This is a genomic window from Arthrobacter sp. R4-81 (assembly GCF_054792365.1).
The window spans coordinates 1,414,083-1,429,028 of sequence record NZ_CP096445.1 but is presented as its reverse complement, the minus strand read 5'-3'; the positions used below and the strand labels follow the sequence as shown (position 1 = coordinate 1,429,028).

General features: G+C 57.9%; 17 protein-coding genes. All 17 read left to right on the top strand.

Going from position 1 to position 14,946, the window contains the following annotated elements; genetic code table 11:
* Nucleotides 1-106 precede the first annotated feature (106 nt).
* The 17 genes from M1E05_RS06785 (at nucleotide 107) to M1E05_RS06705 (ending at nucleotide 14,941) form a co-directional block, all read left to right on the top strand.
* Nucleotides 107-766, top strand: coding sequence for a prepilin peptidase (locus tag M1E05_RS06785; RefSeq protein ID WP_461165201.1), 660 nt, complete (start codon nucleotides 107-109; stop codon nucleotides 764-766).
* A gap of 279 nt (nucleotides 767-1,045) precedes the next feature.
* Nucleotides 1,046-1,273 carry a Flp family type IVb pilin gene (locus tag M1E05_RS06780; RefSeq protein WP_461164818.1) on the top strand — a complete coding sequence of 76 codons (228 nt, stop codon included), beginning with the start codon at nucleotides 1,046-1,048 and terminating at the stop codon, nucleotides 1,271-1,273.
* A 107-nt stretch (nucleotides 1,274-1,380) separates the two neighbouring features.
* Nucleotides 1,381-1,770, top strand: coding sequence for a TadE/TadG family type IV pilus assembly protein (locus tag M1E05_RS06775; RefSeq protein ID WP_461164817.1), 390 nt, complete (start codon nucleotides 1,381-1,383; stop codon nucleotides 1,768-1,770).
* Nucleotides 1,758-2,780: a pilus assembly protein TadG-related protein gene (locus tag M1E05_RS06770; RefSeq protein WP_461164816.1), complete on the top strand. Its 1,023-nt coding sequence runs from the start codon at nucleotides 1,758-1,760 to the stop codon at nucleotides 2,778-2,780. The genes M1E05_RS06775 and M1E05_RS06770 overlap by 13 nt, the downstream gene beginning before the upstream one ends.
* Before the next feature lie 48 nt (nucleotides 2,781-2,828).
* Entirely contained in the window at nucleotides 2,829-3,626 is a 798-nt protein-coding gene (gene cpaB, locus M1E05_RS06765) for a Flp pilus assembly protein CpaB (protein ID WP_461164815.1), read from the top strand.
* Nucleotides 3,623-4,828 carry an AAA family ATPase gene (locus tag M1E05_RS06760; protein ID WP_461164814.1) on the top strand — a complete coding sequence of 402 codons (1,206 nt, stop codon included), beginning with the start codon at nucleotides 3,623-3,625 and terminating at the stop codon, nucleotides 4,826-4,828. The genes cpaB (M1E05_RS06765) and M1E05_RS06760 overlap by 4 nt, the downstream gene beginning before the upstream one ends.
* A 158-nt stretch (nucleotides 4,829-4,986) precedes the next feature.
* Complete coding sequence (locus M1E05_RS06755; protein WP_461165200.1) at nucleotides 4,987-6,324, top strand: CpaF family protein; 1,338 nt, start codon at nucleotides 4,987-4,989, stop codon at nucleotides 6,322-6,324.
* A 251-nt stretch (nucleotides 6,325-6,575) separates the two neighbouring features.
* On the top strand, nucleotides 6,576-7,277 hold the full coding sequence (locus tag M1E05_RS06750) for a type II secretion system F family protein (protein ID WP_461164813.1): 702 nt from the start codon (nucleotides 6,576-6,578) through the stop codon (nucleotides 7,275-7,277).
* Between the two features lie 16 nt (nucleotides 7,278-7,293).
* Complete coding sequence (locus M1E05_RS06745; RefSeq protein WP_461164812.1) at nucleotides 7,294-8,178, top strand: type II secretion system F family protein; 885 nt, start codon at nucleotides 7,294-7,296, stop codon at nucleotides 8,176-8,178.
* Entirely contained in the window at nucleotides 8,178-8,387 is a 210-nt protein-coding gene (locus M1E05_RS06740; protein WP_461164811.1) for a Flp family type IVb pilin, read from the top strand. Before M1E05_RS06745 ends, M1E05_RS06740 begins: the two co-directional genes overlap by 1 nt.
* Before the next feature lie 324 nt (nucleotides 8,388-8,711).
* The gene (locus M1E05_RS06735) at nucleotides 8,712-8,939 is read left to right on the top strand and encodes a Flp family type IVb pilin (RefSeq protein WP_458111586.1); all 228 of its coding nucleotides are present in this window, start codon (nucleotides 8,712-8,714) and stop codon (nucleotides 8,937-8,939) included.
* A gap of 91 nt (nucleotides 8,940-9,030) precedes the next feature.
* Entirely contained in the window at nucleotides 9,031-9,405 is a 375-nt protein-coding gene (locus tag M1E05_RS06730) for a TadE/TadG family type IV pilus assembly protein (protein WP_458111587.1), read from the top strand.
* A complete protein-coding gene (locus M1E05_RS06725; protein WP_461164810.1) occupies nucleotides 9,393-10,415 on the top strand; it encodes a pilus assembly protein TadG-related protein in 1,023 nt (340 codons plus the stop codon). Before M1E05_RS06730 ends, M1E05_RS06725 begins: the two co-directional genes overlap by 13 nt.
* Before the next feature lie 46 nt (nucleotides 10,416-10,461).
* On the top strand, nucleotides 10,462-11,235 hold the full coding sequence (gene cpaB / locus M1E05_RS06720; RefSeq protein ID WP_458111589.1) for a Flp pilus assembly protein CpaB: 774 nt from the start codon (nucleotides 10,462-10,464) through the stop codon (nucleotides 11,233-11,235).
* Nucleotides 11,232-12,434: an AAA family ATPase gene (locus M1E05_RS06715; RefSeq protein WP_461164809.1), complete on the top strand. Its 1,203-nt coding sequence runs from the start codon at nucleotides 11,232-11,234 to the stop codon at nucleotides 12,432-12,434. The genes cpaB (M1E05_RS06720) and M1E05_RS06715 overlap by 4 nt, the downstream gene beginning before the upstream one ends.
* A complete protein-coding gene (locus M1E05_RS06710) occupies nucleotides 12,435-14,012 on the top strand; it encodes a CpaF family protein (protein ID WP_461164808.1) in 1,578 nt (525 codons plus the stop codon).
* Entirely contained in the window at nucleotides 14,009-14,941 is a 933-nt protein-coding gene (locus M1E05_RS06705) for a type II secretion system F family protein (protein ID WP_461164807.1), read from the top strand. Before M1E05_RS06710 ends, M1E05_RS06705 begins: the two co-directional genes overlap by 4 nt.
* Nucleotides 14,942-14,946 lie beyond the last annotated feature (5 nt).

Sequence of the window (14,946 nt, the reverse complement as noted above, 5' to 3'; positions counted from 1 at the left end):
GGGGTAACCGGACAGGGCATCTGCTCTCCATATTCCTGCCGGCCAAGCATCAGACCCGAACGACAGTCCCGAATATATGACCTGCCTTATAAGGAGCAATGTGTCCATGTATCCCACCGGTGAGGCCAGCATGCCGTTGTTCGTCCTGGTCATTGGTCTGCTCGGCGCCGGCCTGGGGTTGCTGGCTGACGTCGGTGTCCGGAGAGCCATTCCACGGCTGAGCGTGGACACTTCCGTCCGCTTCAGAATCACGACGGCGGCGCTCACCGGGGCCCTTGCGGCTGCCATGGCATTACGGTTTGGCCAATCATGGGCACTTGCTGCCTATTTGGTGCTGGTAATTCTTGCCGTTCAGCTTGCCTTAATTGATATTCGCCATCACCTTTTACCTAATCGGCTGGTGTTAGCGCTTCTCATGGCCGGCGCCGCATTGCTTGCGGCCGCAGCAGCTGCCTCCCCCTCCTGGAATGCGCTGCTTCGAGGGGTGGTTGCGGCGGCCATCCTCTTCACCGTTTACCTGATTTTGGCGATAATCTCGCCTCGCGGCATTGGAATGGGCGACGTGAAACTTGCCGCACCACTCGGTTTGTACCTTGGCTACTTGGGTTGGTCGCAGGTGTTCTACGGCGGGGCCCTCGGATTCGTGGCCGGCGGAGTGGTCACGGCCGTCCTGGTACGGGCAGCACGCGGAGAAAAGCCTGCAGAAGTGGCTTTTGGGCCATCCATGTTCGCGGCCGCTCTCGCCGTGATTCTGCTGCCGATCTGACGGTTAGCAAGCACCCTGCTTCGCCTTGATTGGTAAGGCTACTTAGTAAACCAAGTAGTCGGCAGTCAGGGACCCCTCGAGAAACTGAGTACACCCAATTCCTGGCTAAGTGCTGCCCTGAATTTCATTGGAAAAAGACGAGTACAGCCACTCATTGTTCCCCGTGTTTGCGCCATGCAATTGTTGTCCCAACGGAACTCCAGACGTCTGGGAAATGGGGGCAGCTGGAATTCCGTAAACCAATTCAATGTAATTCAATCTCTTGAAAAGGATATTAAAATGACTTCTCTTATGGTCTCATTTGTTGCATTCGTTGCCGGCGTCAAGGATCGTCTCTCCAATGAAAAGGGCGCGACGGCAACTGAATATTCGCTGCTGATCGCCTTCGTTGCATTCGCCATCATGGCAGGCGCGATCGTCTTCGGCGAGGCCCTCAGCACGTGGTTCAGCGACCTCGGAGACGAGATCGGAACCTGGGCCGTCGAGCCAGCCGCTCCCGCAGCATAATCAGCAAACAACATCGTTGTGCCGCGTCCGCTCAACGCGGACGCGGCACAACGCAATTTGGTCTATCAACTCAAATGTTCAGCTGCATCCGTCCATGGGGGGATCCATTGAAACGCAGCATTGCCCGTAAAAACGTGCGTTCTCGGGGCGCCGTAGCCGTGGAGTTTGCGCTAGTTGCGCCAATTCTATTGGCCTTGGTGGGGGGCATCGTTGAATTCGCACATGCCTATAACTTGCAAATCTCCGTCACCCAGGCCGCCCGCGAAGCTGCGCGAACGATGGCAATCACTGACAGCCAAGACGAGGCGCAACTAGCCGCCGCAGATGGCGCCCCTGGCCTGGACACCGACACATTCGTTTATGACTTTACGCCGGAAGAATGCGCTGAAGACGAAAACGTGACTGTGAGCGTGTCCTACACGGCGGACACTTTGACTGGCTTATTCGGAAGTGCTGTCACCTTAACCGGAGTAGGAGCCATGCGATGTGGCGGTTAACGAAGTCGAAAACAACTGACAAAGAACGCGGCGCGGCCGGCGTGACCGTGGCAGTCATGATGTTTGTGCTTATCGGCGCGGGCGCTATGGCCGTCGACGTCGGACAGATCTATTCAGAACGCGCTCAATTGCAGAACGGAGCAGACGCCGCAGCCCTGGCCATCGCGCAAGCCTGCCATGAGACTGAGTGCAGCGAAGATGAAGCGGACGAAATCGCGCAGTCTTTGCTTGATGCCAATGCCAACGACTCCAGTTCTAATCTCGTGGACGTGGACATCACCTCCGTACCGAACCAAGTCACTGTTCGAACGACCACACAGGAGGGAACCAGCGGGTCACTCCGCCAAATGTTTGCAAGTGCGTTGGATGCTCCACCCGTCACTGTGGGTGCTTACGCCACAGCGATTGTGTCGCCACCGTCAGGGGGTTCAGGATTTCCACTCGCTCTTTCCGACTGTCAGTACGACCTCTCAGAGGGTGTGGAGACCGGTGAAGTTCAGCTTATTCGGTACAAGCCGGCGATGGCCGACTGCACGTCAAGCACAGGAAACTCCATTCCCGGAGGCTTCGGTTGGCTCGATCAGGACGGTCCATGTGATGCCGCAACCGACGCAGACGATATAGCTTCTTCTGACACGGGCGCTGACTACGCATCATTTTCGGACGACTGCGACCCGATCCTACAAGCCTGGATTGACGAGATCAACGCCGGAGGCCAGGCCTTGGCCACCTTTCCTGTCTACGACAATGCAGGAAAAACCGGGACGAAGGGTTGGTACCACATCCTCGGTTATGCGACGTTCGATATCCAAGGGTGGAAATTCGGCGGCGGGGAGAAAGAACCTCGGGCTTTCGCCAACAGTGCATCCGACGATACAGCTGACCACTGCACGGGTAGCTGCCTCGGAATAATCGGGCAGTTCATCAAATTCGAGTCTATTGAATCCTTTGTGGGAGGTACCGGAACAGGGGCCGACTTGGGAACAGTTGACATCAGGCTCATCGATTAGATGGCCATCAAATAGGAATAAGTTTTGATCCATTCATAAGGGGAAAAAGTGAAAACACGCCTACTGGGAGGCATCGCCGCATTACTCGTGGCAATAATTGGCACAGTGTTATTGGTCTCATACGTACAGAATGCGGACAGACGGGCCCTCGCCAACACTGAAACAGAATTGGTTTACATAGTCGAAAAGCCCATAGCGGCCGGAACCACCGTGGACATGCTCACAAATTCTGTCGTAAAGAAAGAAATTCCCAAACTGGCTTTGGCTTCAGCTACCGTGACTGACCTAAACGAACTTGGCGACAAAGTCACCGCAGTCTCGCTCCAGCCAGGCGAGCAGTTGCTCTCGACGCGAATGGTGGACGCCAATTCTCTCGTTGGACCGTCAAGAGTCCAGGTTCCTGAGGGGTTGCAAGAGATCACTCTCAAACTGCCCATCGAGCGCGTTGTGGGGGGAAGCGTCAAAGCCGGCGACACCGTCGGTGTTTTTGTGTCCCTTCAGGATGCAACCAAAAACGCTGCCACCGGTGAAACTGTATCCACCACCGAAGGAACACAGCTGACCTTCCACAAGGTCCTCGTCACTGCCGCACAGTACAGCAATGGCAGCGCCGCTAAGTCACAGTCCAACCCTGAGGACGGGGAGAAGGCCGCCGGTGAAACGACGTCAGCCAAAAAGGAAACTTCCAGCGACGGCACTTATCTGATCACGTTGGCCCGCAACTCTGCGGATGCCGAACGGATCGTCTTTGCCACTGAGTTCGGCAAAGTGTACTTATCAAAGGAACCCGGTAACGCAGTGGAGAGCACCACAGGCATTGTAGACAAGACAAGGCTGTTCCGATGAGCCGCTTCGTACTGATCACACCGAATAATGATTTTGAGCACCGTGCGCGGCTGGCCACGTCAGGAATGCACGGTTCCCTCCAAACCTTCCAGGCGGACTACCTGCCCGAAGGTCCCCAAGATTTCCTCCGGCAGCTCGTGGGAGAACCTCCCGAGGTGCTGATACTAGGCCCGGGGCTGCCTGTGGAAGAGTCTCTAAAGCTCGCATCGATTATGGACCTTCAGTATCCCGAGATCAGCGTGGTACTAGTAGTACCGGAATCGTCCGAGGTCGTAATTAAGGCCATGCGGTCCGGCGTCCGTGATCTACTGGATCCCAATGCCGATCCAGACATTATCCGGATCATGCTGGAAAGGGCCAGTCTTGCCGCCGCCGGCCGTCGCCGTGGACTCGCCCCAGGGACCTCCGAACATGCAGACCACGGAGAGGGCGGCCGTGTCATTGCCGTGATGTCGCCGAAGGGCGGCGTGGGCAAAACCACTGTGGCCACGAACCTCGCCATTGGCCTGGGAAAGACGGCCCCTATGAGCGTTGTCATAGTGGACCTCGATCTGCAGTTTGGCGACGTCGCAAGCGGACTCATGCTTGAGCCCGAGCACACCATTACCGACGCGGTTGTGGGAGCAGCAAGCCAAGATTCCATGGTCCTCAAGACATACCTCACGGTCCATCCTGCTGGTATTTACGCGCTCTGTGCTCCCCGAAATCCGGTCGAAATGGACAGGATCACGGGCGAACACGTCTCGCGGCTACTCGCCCAGCTCGCGGATGAGTTCCAGTACATTATCGTTGACACGGCCCCAGGTCTGGGAGAACACGTCCTGGCAACGCTCGAGCACGCCACGGACGCCGTATGGATCTGCGGCATGGACATTCCCAGCATTCGAGGCCTCCGCACCGGATTCCAAATTCTGAACGAACTGAATCTCTTGCCGGCACGACGCCACGTTGTCCTCAATATGGCAGACCGTCGTGGAGGACTTACACTCCAGGACGTCGAGGCAACAATCAATGCACCTGTTGACGTGGTCCTACCCCGATCGAAGTCCCTCCCCTATTCAACCAACAAAGGGGTTCCCCTTCTCCAGGACAATAGTCGCGACCCAGCAACCAAGGGCCTAAGGAAACTCGTAGAACGTTTCAAACCAGATTGGGAAGCCAGAACCCATAAGCAGCTGCATAGAAGGGCGGTAGTCCAGTGAGCCTCACAGACAGGTTTCAGCAGCTCCGGGGTGAGCCCAAGCCCAATCCGGAGCCGAAGCAGGAGAATCCCTACGCGGGTGCTTTCCAATCACCGGTGGCACCAACCACTCTCGGCAAGATTCACGACGCAAAGACGGCTGAAGCCGCCGCGAGTGCTGTGGTGACGTTGGACATGCCACAAACGGCGGCGGTGGCCAGTGAGGCACTCCACGCCCTCAAGGAAAGAGCCAGCCAGGCACTTTATGAGCGACTGGGTTCCCGGATAACCGATTCCTCGTTGGAAGAGGCCGAACTTCATCAGTACGTGCGCGATGAACTGAAAATCGTTGTTGATGAAGAACAAGTGCCTCTCTCAGGTGCCGAGCGACAACGGCTAATCCGAGAGATTATCGATGACGTTTTAGGGCATGGCCCGATCCAACGTTTCCTGGACGATCCTTCCATTACCGAGGTAATGGTTAACCGTTTCGATCGGGTCTATGTGGAACGCCAAGGGCGCCTCTTTCTAACTGATACAAAGTTCAGTTCAGATGAAGCCCTGCGAAGAGTCATCGAGCGCATCGTATCCAAGGTGGGACGCCGTATTGATGAATCCTCCCCCTTGGTTGATGCACGGCTCGCGGATGGGTCCCGTGTCAATGCCATCATTCCTCCTCTCGCCGTCAATGGCCCTGCGCTCACCATCCGTAAATTCGGCAGAGATCCACTGACAGTGCACAACCTGATTGCACTGGGCAGCCTCTCCCCTGAGATGGCTGAACTCCTCCAGGCCTGCGTCCTTGCACGGATGAACATCATTGTGTCGGGAGGCACAGGCACCGGCAAGACCACGCTCCTTAACGTTCTGTCCTCGTTCATTCCGGCGGACGACAGGATCGTCACCATCGAGGACGCGGTGGAACTTCAGCTCCAGCAGGATCATGTCGTTCGCCTGGAGAGCCGTCCTCAGAACATCGAGGGTAAAGGCGAAGTATCCATCAGAGACCTAGTGAGGAACTCGCTACGCATGCGGCCTGATCGAATAGTCGTTGGCGAGGTCCGCGGCGGTGAATGCCTTGACATGCTGCAAGCTATGAACACCGGCCATGACGGGTCCATCTCAACTGTCCACGCCAATACGCCTAGGGACGCCATCGCTAGGCTGGAAACACTCGTGCTAATGGCGGGTATGGACATCCCGCTTCGGGCGGTCCGCGAGCAAGTGGCGTCCGCCGTCAACCTGATCGTGCACATTTCAAGGCTCCGCGATGGTACCCGCCGTGTCACGCACATTACCGAGGTCCAAGGCATGGAAGGCGACGTCGTCACCCTCCAGGATGCATTCGTTTTCGACTACTCAGCTGGGGTTGACGTTAACGGTCGCTTCCTGGGCAAACCCGTCCCCACAGGTGTCCGCCCTCGCTTTACTGACAGATTTGCCGAGTTGGGAATTCCGATCTCCCCGGCTGTCTTTGGCGCCGCAGTGCCAGGCACGTCTATGGGCAGGGGACGGTAGCCATGTTAATGGATGCCTCGCCTACAGTGTTTGTGATCGGGCTGTTTATGGTCTATTTCGCTCTCTTTCTTCTGGGCTGGGTAGTTCTTAAGTCCCGGTCCGGGGTTCCGCTCTCCCGCCGCCGCCCTGATGCCGTGATGCAAACCTCGGGACTGACACGCCTGACTGACCAGGCCGTTGGTGCCTTGAATCGGGGTGTTAATCAGCGTCGTAATGGCTTCCTTAGCCGGGATCGACTAGACGATTGTGGGTTGAAAAAGGATCCAGGCGACTATCTCTTGATAGCTGGAGTCGCCACACTCCTGGCGGGAGTTTTCGGGTTCCTCTTGGGTGGATTGGTTCCCGCCATATTGCTTTCGCTGGCATCACCGCTCAGCTTTCATCTAATACTCAACATGCTGGCGGCTCGACGTCGCAGGCAGTTCGACGAGAACGTTCCCGATACGCTCCAGATGCTGGCAGGTGGCCTCCGTGCAGGGCACAGCCTTCTGAGAGCGGTGGACGCGGCTGCGCAAGAGAGTCAGCCTCCCATGTCCGAAGAATTGAGCCGAATTGTAAATGAGACCAGAATCGGCAGGGACTTGGGGGAATCGTTGGCGGAAGTTGCCGGCCGAACCCAGAGTGATGACTTTTCGGCCATAGCCCAAGCAATCGAAATCCACAGGGAAGTGGGCGGTGACCTCGCTGAGGTCCTCGATCATCTCGGAGATACAGTCCGGGACCGTAATCAGGTACGTGGCCAGATTCGAGCCCTGAGTGCGGAGGGACGTATGTCCGCGATGGTCTTGATGGCGTTGCCAGTTGTCATGTTCCTCGCCCTGACCCTCACGAATCCAATGTATGCGCGAACATTTTTCAGCACCCTCCCTGGCTACGTCATGATTGCAGCCGCCATCGTCACCCTTACCGTGGGTGGATTGTGGCTTAAGCGACTCATCAAGCCGAAATTCTAGAAAGCAGGTGAACTCCATGCAAGTAATCGCCTATGCCGGAATTTTGGCCGTCGTGGCTCCGGTGACGATCATGACGTTCCTCGTCTTTGCGGGGGACCGTGCCGGTCTCCGCAACATACAGACCAACCTCGGCAAGAAAGTGAAGGATAAGAGCACGGGCTTTAGCGTCAACGAAAGAATGGGTGAGTTGAGCCAGCGGATTACTCCCAAAGGATATGCCGGATGGCTGGACACGCAGTTGGCAGGAGCCGGCAGGCCCAAGGAATGGCCGCTGGCTCGACTAATCATGATCAAGCCGTTTCTAGCGCTCTTTGGGGCTGGCCTCGGCTTGATAGTTTTCTTCAGTTCACCGTCTGCACCTAACTTCCTGATCCTGGTAGGCGTTACCGCACTTTGCTATTTTGTCCCCGACATTCTCCTCCGCAGCAAGGCCCAAAAGCGTAGGGAGGCCATCCGGCTAGACCTGCCCAATGCCTTGGACCAGATGCTGATCTCCGTCCAGGCTGGGCTTGGCTTTGAAATGGCAATGGCGCGGGCGGGGTCTAACGGGACAGGTCCCTTGGCTGATGAACTGATCCGAACGCTTCAGGACATCCAGGTTGGCCGCTCGCGAAAAGACGCTTACCTCGCGATGGCCGAAAGAGTCGACGTCCCTGATGTCCGCAGCTTCATTCGGGCAGTGGTCCAAGCAGATGCCTATGGCGTTGCCATCGCCGGCGTCCTGAAGGCTCAGGCCCAGGATATGCGCATCAAAAGGAAGCAGCGGGCAGAAGAACACGCGATGAAAATGCCCGTGAAGATGCTTTTTCCACTGATCTTCTTTATCCTTCCTTCCCTCTTCATAGTGGTGCTCGGTCCAACCGTGCTGAACATCATGGAAATGTTCGCCAAGGTGTCTTGATGGCGAGAAGAAGAGAAAAGATCCAACCCAGGCAGAGGTGGCTGCAATTGCTTCTCGACGAGCACGGCACCACCGCCACGGAGTACAGCCTGCTAATGTCATTCATCGTGATGATAGTCATCGTCGGGATCACTTTCTTTGGCCTCGAACTGCTGGGTTGGTACGACGAATTGACGGCACACCTCAAGCTCGTACTGGGAATACCCTAAACGAGATCACCAGATGGAAACCCTGCTCAGTCAGGTGACCCACTCACAGACCGGACCTCCCGCGGAACCCAGACCGCGGGGGGTCCTCTTGCGTGCGATCAAAGTCGTGCCAGCGCGAAAACCGGAACGCTCCGAGACAAGGACCCATCTCGAGCTAAGCCAAGCGAAAACGCAGGTTGCGCAGGATTTGTGCAGGAAAAAGGGCCGATTGGGAAGCCTTAGCACAGGATGTTGCAAGTTCCCGTCAACACCCCGTCAAGCGTTGCTATGTTTTTTCAGAGCTGGTGCAGGACCAGCCTCCCCATACTCGCTCAGGAGTCTCAAATGCTTTCTCTCTACACCAGTCTTCTTGCCCGTCTTCATCGCGAAGACAAAGGCGCCACTGCCGTCGAATACGGCATCATGGTAGGCCTCATCGCCGTCGTGATCATCGTCGCCGTTGCTCTCCTCGGCACCACGTTGAATGAGATGTTCGAACAGGTTCAGTGCACCATTCAAGGTGACACGTACAACCCTGCAGGCGGAACCACCTTCGCTGCTCGCTGCACGTAGCCGCAAGCAACGGAAGGGGTGGTGGAGGCGATACCCTCCACCACCCCTTCGGCGCCTTAGCCAGAGCTACCAATAGATGAAAGGCGACACCATGTCCAGGGCCTCCGAGCGCGGCGCCGTCGCTGTCGAGTTCGCCATCCTGGCACCCGTCCTCATCATGATCCTGATGGGCATCATGGAGTTCGGCCGCGCCTATAACACTCAGGCCACCCTGACCAATGCCGCCCGGGAAGGCGTCCGGGTCATGGCAATCTCCGGCAACCAGGCATCGGCGAGGACAGCGGCACGGAATGCTGCCGTCGGCCTCACCCCAGGCCTTGTCGACTCACAAATCACCTTCAGTGCTGCAACCTGCCCCGCTAACACGCAAATGACGGTGACGGTCACATACAATCTCACCACGCTGACAGGAATCGCAGGACCTTTCGCCATGAGAGGCAGAGGAGTTATGCAATGCGGCGGCTGAAGTTACGCCAAGGCAAAGAACGCGGCGGCATCAGCATTATTGTGGCCCTCCTCATGGTGGTGCTCTTGGGATTCGGTGCAATCGCAGTGGACGTCGGAATGCTCTATTCCGAAAAGGCACAGCTTCAGAACGGCGCCGACGCCGCCGCCCTGGTGGTGGCACAGAGATGCGCCAGGAACGCGTCCGATCCGAACTGCGCTACAACCTCGGCCCTTGCAACGACCATGGTCAACGGCAACGCTCTTGATGGCAGAAGCAACGTAAGATCCCTCGCGCTCGACCTTCCGAACCGCACCGTCAAGGTGATGGCCAGCGCACAGGAACAGGGCGAGGAACCAAACAGGGTGTCACTGTTCTTTGCCAACGCCCTCGGTATTTCCAGTGCCGAGGTCAACGCTACATCCAGCGTCCAGTGGGGCAGCCCGGTGAAAGGTCCTACTCCGTTCCCGATTACTGTTTCCATCTGCCAGGTCCGCGGTCAAGCCGGTGTGATGCAACTACTCCAGCTCCACGGGGACAATGCCAATCCGGACTGCCTTTATGGGCCATCCGGCGCGGCAGTTCAAGGGGGCTTCGGCGGTCTCAAGCAAGGTACCGGCATCTGCGGAGCCATAATCGACATAACAGCCAGCACCGCTGGCGGAGATACCGGCAACAATCCGCCGCCGAATTGCGAGGTCACGCTGAACTCCTGGGCGGCGGACATGAACGCAAGCAAAGACGTCATTCTGTTGTTACCCATCTTCAATTCCGTTACCGGAACCGGAACTAACGCCATCTATGGATTGAAGACGTTCGCCGCTTTCAGAGTGGTTGGGTGGAAATTCGGCACGCCCGGGCTCCCTTACACATTCCGCAACAGATCTACCGACAACTCCTCTGGCCTTGAATGCCGAGAACCATGCCGGGGCATCATCGGTACTTTCGTCGAATATGTCTCGCTGGCTGATGGCTACACTTTGGGCGAGGTAGACCCAGACGGCGTCACCGTCGTCGAAGTTACCGGTTGATCCGAGCCATGAGAAACCTCGAACTAGAACTTTTCAGGAGCAGTCAGTGAAGTCACGCTTGTTGGCAGGAGTCGCGGCGGTAGTCCTGGCCATCGTCGGCGCTGTGCTTATGTTTAGCTATGCCCAGGGAGCCGATCAGCGCGCCGTCCAGAACTTGGAACCCGTGGACGTGCTGGTGGTGAAGCAGGCAATCCCTGCCGGTACGCCCGTTGAAGCCATCAAGGCGTCAGTCGCAGTCGAACAGCTGCCCGGTGCCTCCGTTACCGAGAGCTCCCTTAAGACTCTCGACGGTGTGACCGGAAAAGTAGCGGCGGTGGACCTCGTTCCAGGCGAACAGTTGGTGGCCGAGCGCCTCGTGGCACCAGAAGAACTGAAGACATTCGGCTCAGTTGAAGTCCCCGCCGGACTTCAGGAGGTGTCCTTTCAGCTGGAACCCCAGCGGGTTGTTGGAGGGCGGCTAACTCCGGGCGACCACGTCGGGGTGTTTATCTCGATGAAGGAAGGTGGGCTGGAAGCGAAGTCCGATAAGGAAACCACTCAGCTGGCCATCCATAAGGCCCTAGTGACTGCAGTTCAACGGGCCCCGGAAGCTGCAGCAGCAGCGCAACCGGAACCGGCTGCGAGTGCGGAACCAACTACAGATCCCCGCGATTCAACCCTTCCCACGGGTTCGCTGATGCTCACGGTAGCAGTGAACGACGTGGACGCCGCCAAGATCATCTTCGCCGCGGAGTATGCCACCATCTGGCTCACTCGAGAGCCACTCGATGCACAGGATAACGGGCCCCGCATCATGCAGCGTCCGGAGGTCTACAAGTGAGCCGCTTCGTACTGGTGACGCCCGACGTCGGCTTCGACAACCGTCTGCGTCAGGCTGTAGCCGGCGGACTGCAAGGCGGCGTGCAAACCTTCTTTACGAGTGAACTGCCCAGTGACCCCCACGAGCTGTTTGCCCAGCTGGACCAGGAATTTCCACAGGTGCTCATTTTGGGGCCCGAAGTTCCTGTTGATGACGCGCTGCGCCTGTCCACAGTATTGGCCGTTGGCTTTCCCGAGCTGAGCGTTGTCCTCGTTAATGAACCGGATCCCTCGTTCATCCTGCAAGCCATGCGGGCAGGTATCAGGGACATCCTCAGCCCAGCTTCCGACCCCGCGCAGATCCGCGTGCTCTTGGAACGGGCGTGCCAGTCATTTGCCAGCCGACATAGATCCCACGAACCGAAGGAGCCTGGCTCCCCCAATACTCCCCGGGGTTTGGTCATCGGCGTTTTTTCGCCCAAGGGAGGCGTGGGCAAGACCACAATAGCTACCAACATCGCTATCGGTCTCGGCAAAATCGCACCGATGAGCGTGGTGATTGTGGACTTGGACCTGCAGTTTGGCGATGTCGCCTCAGGCCTTTACCTCAATCCCGAACACACGGTGACGGACGCCGTCTCCCCGGCCGCAGCCCAGGACTCACTGGTCCTGAAGGCCTTCCTGACAGTTCATCCAGGAAGCATCTATGCCCTGTGTGCTCCGCGAACCCCTGTGGAAGCAGACGAAATCACCCCGGAACAGATCAACCGCCTGCTGGAACAGCTCGCAGAAGAATTCCAGTACGTCGTTGTCGACACTGCCCCCGGTCTCCCTGAGATCGGTTTGGCAGCCATGGAACAGTGCACGGACGTGGTGTGGGTCAGTGGCATGGACATCCCCAGTGTGCGTGGACTGCGTTCCGGGTTGGATGTCCTGCGTCAACTCGACATCCTTCCGGAGACCCGCCATGTGGTCCTCAACATGGCCGATGCGAAGGCCGGGCTCACAGTCCAGGACGTGGAATCCACTATCGGCGCCCCAGTGGACATCAGTATCCCCCGTTCACGTGCAGTCGCCTTCTCCACGAACCGTGGCATTCCTGTCCTTCAGGAGCCGGTGAAAGATCCCGCAACCAAGGGCCTACGTCAGTTGGTAGACAGGTTCAATCCAGCCTGGCGGGCGCAGGCACAACGAAAGCTGCATCGAAGGGTGGTTGTCTAAATGAAACTCTCGGAACGTATCCAGGCGGCCCAAGTTAAGGGCCAGCCCCAGCAGACAGCTGCTGCGGTAACCACCGCTCCCCCTGCTCACACCTATTCGAGAGCAGCACCCAGCCAGCCTAAATTGAGTGAATTCAAGCGTGCCGAGGCCCGCAGGCCTGGTCCCAAGCCGGCTTCAGCAGGATCCTCCACAATGCACGCTGCGCCTGCGAGCGCCCCTTCAAGTGGCGGCTTTGTGGATCAGGTTGAGGTGCCCAAGCCCAAAACCCAGCAACCCGTCGACGTCTTTGCTGCTCTCAAAGAACGGGCTGCCACAGCATTGTTTGAGCGCATGGGAACCCGCTTCAATGATTCAGCGGTCACCGAACACGAGCTCAGGACCACGGCTCGCGAAGAGCTGACGCGGATTATTGACACGGAACAGGTCCCGTTGTCAGCCGAGGAGCGATCCCGGCTCGTTCGTGACGTTGCTGATGACGTCCTGGGATATGGGCCTCTGCAGCGGCTCCTTGACGACCCGGCGGTCACCGAGATCATGGTGAACCGCATGGACCAGATCTACGTTGAGCGAAAGGGACACCTGACGTTGACAGAATCCCGCTTCAGCTCAGAGGCGCATCTGCGGAAAGTGATTGAACGCATCGTTTCCAAGGTGGGTAGGCGCATCGACGAGTCTTCACCCCTGGTTGATGCCCGGCTTGAAGACGGCTCACGCGTAAATGCAGTGATCCCTCCGCTGGCTGTGGGTGGCTCGTCACTTACCATCCGTAAATTCAGCAAAGTGCCCCTGACCGTCAAGAACCTGATCGACTTCGGAACACTCACCCCGGAGATGGCGGAACTGCTGAACGCCTGCGTCAAAGCCAAGCTGAACATCATCGTTTCGGGTGGAACCGGTACAGGGAAAACAACCCTGCTGAACGTGCTTTCATCCTTCCTGCCCGCAAACGAACGAATTGTGACCATTGAGGACGCCGTAGAACTGCAGATCCAGCAGGAGCACGTAGTCCGGTTGGAAAGCCGTCCCCCAAACACCGAGGGCAAGGGCGAAGTGACCATCCGCGAGCTGCTTCGAAATTCCCTCCGTATGCGGCCTGACCGCATTGTAGTGGGTGAGGTCCGTGGCGGTGAGTCCCTGGACATGCTTCAGGCTATGAACACTGGCCACGATGGATCCTTGTCCACCGTCCACTCCAATTCACCCCGCGATGCGGTGGCCCGCTTGGAGACGCTGGTGCTAATGGCGGGCATGGATCTGCCACTCCGGGCTATTCGGGAGCAGATTGCCTCGGCCGTGAACCTGATCGTCCAGATCTCCCGCCTGCGGGACGGCACCCGGCGAATCACCCACGTCACCGAGGTCCAAGGCATGGAGGGCGACATCGTCACTCTTCAGGATGCCTTCGTTTTCGACTATTCAGCAGGCGTCGATCAGCACGGCCGTTTCCTGGGCAGCCCTGTAGCCACCGGCATTCGCCCCCGGTTCATCGATCGTTTTGAGGATCTGGGAATCCATGTTTCACCCGGGGTCTTTGCCACTCCGGCCGCTCCCGGATCCTCGAATGTGGCCCGGCCATGATGTTGACAGCCGGAGCGGCCATCTTCCTTGCAGCTGTAGTGCTACTGGGCTTTGCCGTCATCGTCCGGCCCGCCCCAGAGGTGCCCCTCGACAGGCGACGCCCCTTTGAAGCCGATCCACCCTCACAGCTGACCCGCATCGCGGGTTCCACAGTGCAGGCATTCGACAAGGCCCTTGAGGGTGGGAGCCTCCGCCTCTTCAGCCGGGAAAAGTTGGAGCATGCAGGGCTCCGGATGACGCAGGCCGAATTCATTGTCCTGGTGCTGGCCGGTGGTGTTGTGGGCGTGTTGGTTGGCATGATTGTCCTCGGGCCTGTCCTCGCCATCCTCCTGTTTATCCTTGCGCCGTTTGTTGGCCACATGGTCCTCAATTTCCGGGCAGGGAAGAGGCGCAACAAATTCGATCAGCAGTTGGGGGACACCCTTCAGCTGCTGGCCGGAGGCCTTCGCGCCGGTCACAGTATCCTGCGCGCCGTCGACGCCGCAGCCGTCGAGTCGCAGAGCCCCACGTCGGAAGAAATGCGCCGGGTCATAACGGAAACCAGCTTGGGCCGTGACCTGCTGGCATCACTGACAGATACAGCGGCGCGAATGAGGAATGAAGACTTCGTCTGGATTGCCCAAGCTATCCAGATCAACCGGGAGGTAGGTGGCAACCTGGCGGAAGTCCTCGACCAGGTGAATGAAACCATCAGGGAGCGGTCAGAAATCAAGGGCCACATCAAGGCTTTGGCCGCGGAGGGAAAGTTCTCCGCCTACATTCTGATCGCGATGCCAATAGGGATCGTCATCATGCTCATGGCCATAAACCCTGGATACATGACTCCGATGTTCACCCACCCCTTGGGGTGGGGCATGATCGGGCTATCCGTCGTCCTCATGACGATCGGCAGCCTATGGATGCGCAAAATCATCGACCTGAAGTTCTGAGCTGA

Bases quoted from the DNA above. Each gene is read 5' to 3' on its own strand.
- M1E05_RS06785 (WP_461165201.1), top strand. From the start codon at position 107: ATGTATCCCACCGGTGAGGCCAGCATGCCGTTGTTCGTCCTGGTCATT.
- M1E05_RS06780 (WP_461164818.1), top strand. From the start codon at position 1,046: ATGACTTCTCTTATGGTCTCATTTGTTGCATTCGTTGCCGGCGTCAAG.
- M1E05_RS06770 (WP_461164816.1), top strand. From the start codon at position 1,758: ATGTGGCGGTTAACGAAGTCGAAAACAACTGACAAAGAACGCGGCGCG.
- M1E05_RS06760 (WP_461164814.1), top strand. From the start codon at position 3,623: ATGAGCCGCTTCGTACTGATCACACCGAATAATGATTTTGAGCACCGT.
- M1E05_RS06745 (WP_461164812.1), top strand. From the start codon at position 7,294: ATGCAAGTAATCGCCTATGCCGGAATTTTGGCCGTCGTGGCTCCGGTG.
- M1E05_RS06740 (WP_461164811.1), top strand. From the start codon at position 8,178: ATGGCGAGAAGAAGAGAAAAGATCCAACCCAGGCAGAGGTGGCTGCAA.
- M1E05_RS06735 (WP_458111586.1), top strand. From the start codon at position 8,712: ATGCTTTCTCTCTACACCAGTCTTCTTGCCCGTCTTCATCGCGAAGAC.
- M1E05_RS06730 (WP_458111587.1), top strand. From the start codon at position 9,031: ATGTCCAGGGCCTCCGAGCGCGGCGCCGTCGCTGTCGAGTTCGCCATC.
- M1E05_RS06725 (WP_461164810.1), top strand. From the start codon at position 9,393: ATGCGGCGGCTGAAGTTACGCCAAGGCAAAGAACGCGGCGGCATCAGC.
- M1E05_RS06710 (WP_461164808.1), top strand. From the start codon at position 12,435: ATGAAACTCTCGGAACGTATCCAGGCGGCCCAAGTTAAGGGCCAGCCC.
- M1E05_RS06705 (WP_461164807.1), top strand. From the start codon at position 14,009: ATGATGTTGACAGCCGGAGCGGCCATCTTCCTTGCAGCTGTAGTGCTA.